Below are 6,253 nucleotides of genomic sequence, written 5' to 3' on the forward strand. Positions count from 1 at the left end.
TGCAAGCCTTGCGCCGCCTGGGCCGACGCCTTCGCTGGCAAGCCAGCTCCTACACAGGTGGTACCCCCCCATCCCCCGTAGGAGCCGGCTTGCCGGCGAAGAGGTCTGCAAGCCTCACACCGCTCCCACAGTCCGGGCGATCTCACTGGGGCAGCTTGGGCTCTTGGCCAAACCGGTCACGCAACTTGATAGCTTTGACCATTGTCCCGCAAGGGCTCTGGCGCCAGTATTTCCCTGATTTTCATGAGGTTCCCATCCTAATAAGAACAGTGAGGGATTTCGGCAATGCGCAACTACCTGTCGGCTATCAAAGAGTTCAACTATCAGCACACCGTCGACGCCGCCCTCGCGGGCTCGCTGTCGGCGCTCAATGCCTGTGTCGAATGTTGTGACCGGCATGCATTGCCCGGTCGTATCGCGCTGTTCTGGGAAGGCCGGGACGGCAGCAGCGCCAGCTACACCTTCACTGAACTGCAGGACAAGGCCGCACGTCTGGCCAACTTCTTCCTGGCCCAGGGGGTCGGCAAGGGCGACAAGGTCGCCGGACTGTTGCCGCGCAATGTCGAACTCTTGATCACGGTGCTTGCCACCTGGCGTATCGGCGCGGTGTACCAGCCACTGTTCACCGCCTTTGGCCCCAAGGCCATCGAGCACCGTCTCAACAGCTCCGAGGCCAAGCTGGTGGTCAGCGACGCGGTGAACCGGCCCAAGCTGGCGGAAGTCGCCGAGTGCCCGACCATCGTCACGGTCGCAGGCGCCAAGGGCCAGGGCATCGTGCGTGGAGATTTCAGTTTCTGGGCCGAGCTGGAGCAGTACCCGGCCCAGTGCGAGCCCGTGCTGCTGACCGGCGAAGACCCATTCCTGCTGATGTTCACCTCGGGCACCACCGGCCCCTCGAAAGCCCTGGAAGTGCCGCTCAAAGCGATTGTCGCGTTCCAGGCCTACACTCGCGACGCCGTGGACCTGCGTCCGGAAGACGCCTTCTGGAACGTCGCCGACCCGGGCTGGGCCTACGGCATCTATTTTGGCGTCACCGGGCCGCTGGGCCTGGGCCATCCGATTACCTTCTACGATGGCCCCTTCACCCTGGAAAGCACCTGCCGGGTGATCAACAAATACGCCATCACCAACCTGACCGGCTCGCCCACCGCCTACCGCCTGCTGATTGCCGGGGGCGACCAGTTCGCCCGTTCGATCAAGGGCCGCCTGCGCATCGTCAGCAGCGCAGGCGAGCCGCTCAACCCCGAAGTCATCCGCTGGTTCGCCGAGCAGCTGGACGTGGTGATCCACGACCACTACGGCCAGACCGAGCTGGGCATGGTGCTGTGCAACCACCACGGCCTGGAGCACCCGGTGCATGTCGGCGCCGCCGGTTTCGCCTCGCCGGGCCACCGTATCGTGGTGCTGGATGAGCAGTACCAGGAACTGGGCGTCGGCCAGCCGGGGATTCTCGCCATCGACCGCAGCCAGTCGCCGATGTGCTGGTTCGCCGGTTACGCCGGGGTGCCGACCAAGGCCTTTGTCGGCAACTACTACCTGAGCGGCGATACCGTGGAGTTGAACCAGGACGGCAGCATCAGTTTTGTCGGCCGCAGCGACGATGTGATCACCACCTCCGGCTACCGGGTCGGGCCCTTCGACGTGGAAAGCGCGCTGATCGAGCACCCGGCCGTGGTGGAAGCCGCAGTGGTGGGCAAGCCCGACCCGGAGCGCACCGAGCTGGTCAAGGCCTTCGTGGTGCTCAGCGAGCAGTACCGGGCCACCCCGGAACTGACCGAAGAACTGCGCCAGCATGTGCGCAAGCGCCTGGCCGCCCATTCCTACCCCCGTGAAATCGAATTTGTCAGCGACTTGCCGAAAACCCCAAGCGGCAAATTGCAGCGCTTTATCTTGCGCAACCAGGAAATCGCCAAGGCTCAAGAGGCCGCGGCGTCAACAGCTACCGCATGAACAGGATTTGAATGATGCAGATCGAAAACCAGGTGTTTCTCGTCAGTGGCGGCGCGTCCGGCCTGGGTGCCGCCAGCGCTGAAATGCTCGTCGCCGCCGGCGCCAAAGTGATGCTGGTGGACCTCAATGCCGAGGTCGTGGCGGCCAAGGCCCAGCAACTGGGCTGCCAGAGCGTGGTGGCCGACATCAGCCAGGAAGCCGCGGCCGAGGCGGCGGTGCAGGCCACGGTCAAGGCCTTTGGCGGGCTCAACGGCTTGGTCAACTGTGCCGGCATCGTGCGCGGCGAGAAGATCCTCGGCAAGAACGGCCCCCACGCCCTGGCCAGCTTCAGCCAGGTGATCAACGTCAACCTGATCGGCAGCTTCAACCTGCTGCGCCTGGCAGCAGCAGCCATTGCCGAAAGCCCGGTCAATGCCGACGGCGAGCGCGGGGTGATCATCAACACGGCCTCCATCGCCGCCTTCGACGGGCAGATCGGCCAGGCCGCCTACGCCGCCTCCAAGGGCGCCATCGCCAGCCTGACCTTGCCGGTGGCCCGTGAACTGGCACGCTTCGGCATCCGGGTGATGACCATCGCCCCGGGGATCTTCGAAACCCCGATGATGGCCGGCATGAGCGACGAAGTACGGGCCGGTCTGGCCGCTGGCGTGCCGTTTCCGCCGCGCCTGGGCAAGCCCGCCGAGTACGCCGCGCTGGTGCGGCATATCATTGAAAACAGCATGCTCAACGGCGAGGTGATCCGTCTCGACGGCGCCTTGCGCATGGCCGCCAAGTAAGGAGGATTCATCATGTCCATTGCCCACGATCCGATTGTCATTGTCAGCGCCGTCCGTACCCCCATGGGCGGTTTCCAGGGGGACCTCAAAGGCCTCAGCGCGCCGCAACTGGGGAGCGAAGCCATTCGCGCCGCCGTACAGCGGGCCGGCATTGCGGCTGACGCGGTAGAAGAAGTGCTGTTCGGCTGCGTGCTGTCTGCCGGTCTCGGCCAGGCCCCGGCGCGTCAGGCCGCCCTGGGCGCCGGCCTGGACAAGGGCACCCGTTGCACCACCCTGAACAAGATGTGCGGTTCGGGCATGGAGGCCACCATCCTGGCCCACGACATGCTGCTGGCCGGCAGTGCCGAGGTGGTGATCGCCGGCGGTATGGAAAGCATGTCCAACGCCCCGTACCTGCTCGACCGCGCTCGCAGCGGCTACCGCATGGGCCACGGCCGGGTCCTGGACCATATGTTCCTCGACGGTCTGGAAGACGCCTACGACAAGGGCCGCCTGATGGGCTCCTTTGCCGAGGATTGCGCCGAGGCCAACGGCTTCACCCGCCAGGCCCAGGACGATTTCGCCGTGGCTTCCCTGACCCGTGCCCAGCAGGCGATCAAGGACGGCCTGTTCAAGGACGAGATCGTTCCTGTGCAGGTGATGGTCGGCAAGGAGTCGAAGCTGATCAGCGACGATGAACAGCCGCCCAAGGCCAAGCTGGACAAGATCCCCACCCTGAAACCGGCGTTCCGCGAGGGTGGCACCGTGACCGCGGCCAACTCCAGCTCGATCTCCGACGGCGCCGCGGCCCTGGTGCTGATGCGCCGCTCCGAAGCTGACAAGCGCGGCCTCAAGCCCCTGGCAGTGATCCACGGCCACGCGGCCTTCGCCGATACCCCCGGGCTGTTCCCGGTGGCCCCGGTGGGTGCCATCGAGCGGCTGATGAAGAAGACCGGCTGGTCGTTGAACCAGGTCGACCTGTTCGAGATCAACGAAGCCTTCGCCGTGGTCAGCCTGGTGACCATGAGCAAGCTGGAAATCCCCCACGCCAAGGTCAACGTGCACGGCGGCGCCTGTGCCCTGGGCCACCCGATCGGCGCTTCCGGTGCGCGGATCCTGGTGACCCTGCTCTCGGCCCTGCGCCAGAAAGGCCTCAAGCGTGGCGTGGCCGCGATCTGCATCGGCGGTGGTGAAGCCACGGCCATGGCCGTTGAATGCCTGTAACGAGGAATCCCGATGTTGCCCAATGACGAACAACTGCAGATCAGCGACGCGGCCCGGCAATTCGCCCAGGAACGCCTCAAGCCTTTCGCCGCCGACTGGGACCGCGAGCACCGCTTTCCCAAGGAAGCCATTGCCGAGATGGCCGAGCTGGGTTTCTTCGGCATGCTGGTGCCCGAGCAGTGGGGCGGGTGCGACACCGGCTACCTGGCCTATGTCATGGCCCTGGAGGAAGTCGCCGCCGGTGATGGCGCCTGTTCCACCATCATGAGCGTGCACAACTCGGTGGGCTGCGTGCCGATCCTCAAGTTCGGCAACGATGACCAGAAGGAGCGCTTCCTCAAGCCCCTGGCCAGTGGCGCCATGCTCGGCGCCTTCGCCCTGACCGAACCCCAGGCCGGCTCCGATGCCAGCAGCCTGAAAACCCGGGCCCGCCGCGACGGCGACCACTATGTGCTCAACGGCTGCAAGCAGTTCATCACCTCCGGGCAGAACGCCGGGGTGGTGATCGTGTTCGCGGTCACCGACCCGGCAGCCGGCAAGCGCGGCATCAGTGCCTTTATCGTGCCCACCGACTCGCCGGGCTATAAGGTCGCGCGCATCGAGGACAAGCTCGGCCAGCACGCCTCCGACACCTGCCAGATCCTCTTCGAGGATGTGAAGGTGCCGCTGGCCAACCGCCTGGGCGAGGAGGGCGAGGGCTACAAGATCGCCCTGGCCAACCTTGAAGGCGGGCGCGTGGGCATTGCCTCGCAATCGGTGGGCATGGCCCGGGCCGCATTCGAAGCGGCACGGGATTACGCCCGCGAGCGCGAAACCTTCGGCAAGCCGATCATCGAGCACCAGGCCGTGGCCTTCCGCCTGGCGGACATGGCCACCCAGATCGCCGTGGCGCGGCAGATGGTGCACTACGCCGCGGCCCTGCGCGACAGTGGCAAGCCGGCCCTGGTGGAGGCCTCGATGGCCAAACTGTTCGCCTCGGAAATGGCCGAGAAGGTCTGTTCGGCGGCGTTGCAAACCCTGGGCGGTTATGGCTACTTGAGCGACTTCCCGCTGGAGCGCATCTACCGAGACGTGCGTATCTGCCAGATCTACGAAGGCACCAGCGACATCCAGCGCATGGTCATTTCGCGCAATCTCTGACTTTTAGCAGGAGCTGATTCATGAGCTACGAAACCATTCTGTTGGACATCAAGGACCGCGTCGGTCTGATCACCCTCAACCGTCCCCAGGCGCTGAACGCCCTCAACGCGCAGATCGTCGGCGAGGTGAACCAGGCCCTGGATCGCCTGGAAGCCGACCCGCAGATCGGTTGCATCGTCATCACCGGCTCGAAGAAAGCCTTCGCCGCCGGTGCCGACATCAAGGAAATGGCCGAACTCACCTACCCGCAGATCTACCTCGACGACCTGTTCAGCGACAGCGACCGCGTGGCCAACCGGCGCAAGCCGATCATCGCCGCGGTCAACGGCTTCGCCCTGGGCGGCGGTTGCGAACTGGCGCTGATGTGCGACTTCATCCTGGCCGGCGACAACGCCAAGTTCGGCCAGCCGGAAATCAACCTCGGCGTATTGCCGGGCATGGGCGGCACCCAGCGCCTGACCCGCGCCGTGGGCAAGGCCAAGGCCATGGAAATGTGCCTGACCGGACGCTTTATCGACGCCGTGGAAGCCGAGCGTTGCGGCATCGTCGCGCGCATCGTGCCGGCCGATGAGCTGGTGGAAGAAGCCCTGAAAGTGGCGGCGGTGATTGCCGGCAAATCGATCCCGGTGAGCATGATGATCAAGGAAAGCGTGAACCGCGCCTTCGAAGTCAGCCTGTCCGAAGGCGTGCGCTTCGAACGCCGGGTATTCCACGCCGCCTTCGCCACCCAGGACCAGAAAGAAGGCATGGCCGCCTTCATCGGCAAGCGTGATCCGCAGTTCAAGGACCAATAAACCTCCTACGGGGGAGCCGCTATACAAAATCGCAGCCTGAGCTGCGATTTTTTTTGCCTCGGCGGCACCTGTGACCATCAGGCGCACCTAGTCCGAGGGCCTTTCAGAGAACTCTTAGATTTATCGTCCTGGTCCTTTGTTATGGTGCTGCGCCCGCTTTTTTTTGCGCAGCATCAGTGCCATCAAGGAGGACCTGCACGATGAATGACGCCGTTCGGATGAGGACCATTTGCACCGGTGAAGCGATCACCCTGCCAGGCGGTGGCGATGTGCACCTGATCGCGCCGCCCCCCAAGCCCTGCGTGACCATCGTGGTGCATGGCGTCAACGACCTTGCCGGTTGCTACGAGCGCATCGAGCGCGGCCTGTGCGAGGGGCTCAACGAACGCC

At 64.8% G+C, this 6,253-nt stretch carries 6 protein-coding genes; all 6 read left to right on the forward strand.

Features of this window, described 5'->3' with window-relative positions; genetic code table 11:
* Nucleotides 1–285 precede the first annotated feature (285 nt).
* Nucleotides 286–1,950, forward strand: coding sequence for an AMP-binding protein (locus tag BLX41_RS31825; RefSeq protein ID WP_123728072.1), 1,665 nt, complete (start codon nt 286–288; stop codon nt 1,948–1,950).
* Between the two features lie 14 nt (nt 1,951–1,964).
* Nucleotides 1,965–2,726 carry an SDR family NAD(P)-dependent oxidoreductase gene (locus tag BLX41_RS31830; RefSeq protein WP_123728073.1) on the forward strand — a complete coding sequence of 254 codons (762 nt, stop codon included), beginning with the start codon at nt 1,965–1,967 and terminating at the stop codon, nt 2,724–2,726.
* A gap of 12 nt (nt 2,727–2,738) precedes the next feature.
* Nucleotides 2,739–3,929 carry an acetyl-CoA C-acyltransferase gene (locus BLX41_RS31835; RefSeq protein ID WP_123728074.1) on the forward strand — a complete coding sequence of 397 codons (1,191 nt, stop codon included), beginning with the start codon at nt 2,739–2,741 and terminating at the stop codon, nt 3,927–3,929.
* Nucleotides 3,930–3,941: 12 nt separating this feature from the next.
* Nucleotides 3,942–5,069 (forward strand): acyl-CoA dehydrogenase, encoded by a 1,128-nt coding sequence (locus BLX41_RS31840; protein WP_123728075.1) that lies wholly within the window; start codon nt 3,942–3,944, stop codon nt 5,067–5,069.
* 20 nt (nt 5,070–5,089) lie between these two features.
* Complete coding sequence (locus BLX41_RS31845; protein WP_123728076.1) at nt 5,090–5,863, forward strand: enoyl-CoA hydratase; 774 nt, start codon at nt 5,090–5,092, stop codon at nt 5,861–5,863.
* Nucleotides 5,864–6,063: 200 nt separating this feature from the next.
* Nucleotides 6,064–6,253: T6SS effector phospholipase Tle3 domain-containing protein (locus tag BLX41_RS31850; protein ID WP_148059798.1), on the forward strand; the 190-nt coding region annotated here is incomplete at its 3' end.

It is taken from the genome of Pseudomonas protegens, from assembly GCF_003732485.1.
Classification (GTDB): Bacteria; Pseudomonadota; Gammaproteobacteria; order Pseudomonadales; family Pseudomonadaceae; genus Aquipseudomonas; species Aquipseudomonas protegens_B.

Bases quoted from the DNA above. Each gene is read 5' to 3' on its own strand.
- BLX41_RS31835 (WP_123728074.1), top strand. From the start codon at position 2,739: ATGTCCATTGCCCACGATCCGATTGTCATTGTCAGCGCCGTCCGTACC.
- BLX41_RS31840 (WP_123728075.1), top strand. From the start codon at position 3,942: ATGTTGCCCAATGACGAACAACTGCAGATCAGCGACGCGGCCCGGCAA.
- BLX41_RS31845 (WP_123728076.1), top strand. From the start codon at position 5,090: ATGAGCTACGAAACCATTCTGTTGGACATCAAGGACCGCGTCGGTCTG.
- BLX41_RS31830 (WP_123728073.1), top strand. From the start codon at position 1,965: ATGCAGATCGAAAACCAGGTGTTTCTCGTCAGTGGCGGCGCGTCCGGC.
- BLX41_RS31825 (WP_123728072.1), top strand. From the start codon at position 286: ATGCGCAACTACCTGTCGGCTATCAAAGAGTTCAACTATCAGCACACC.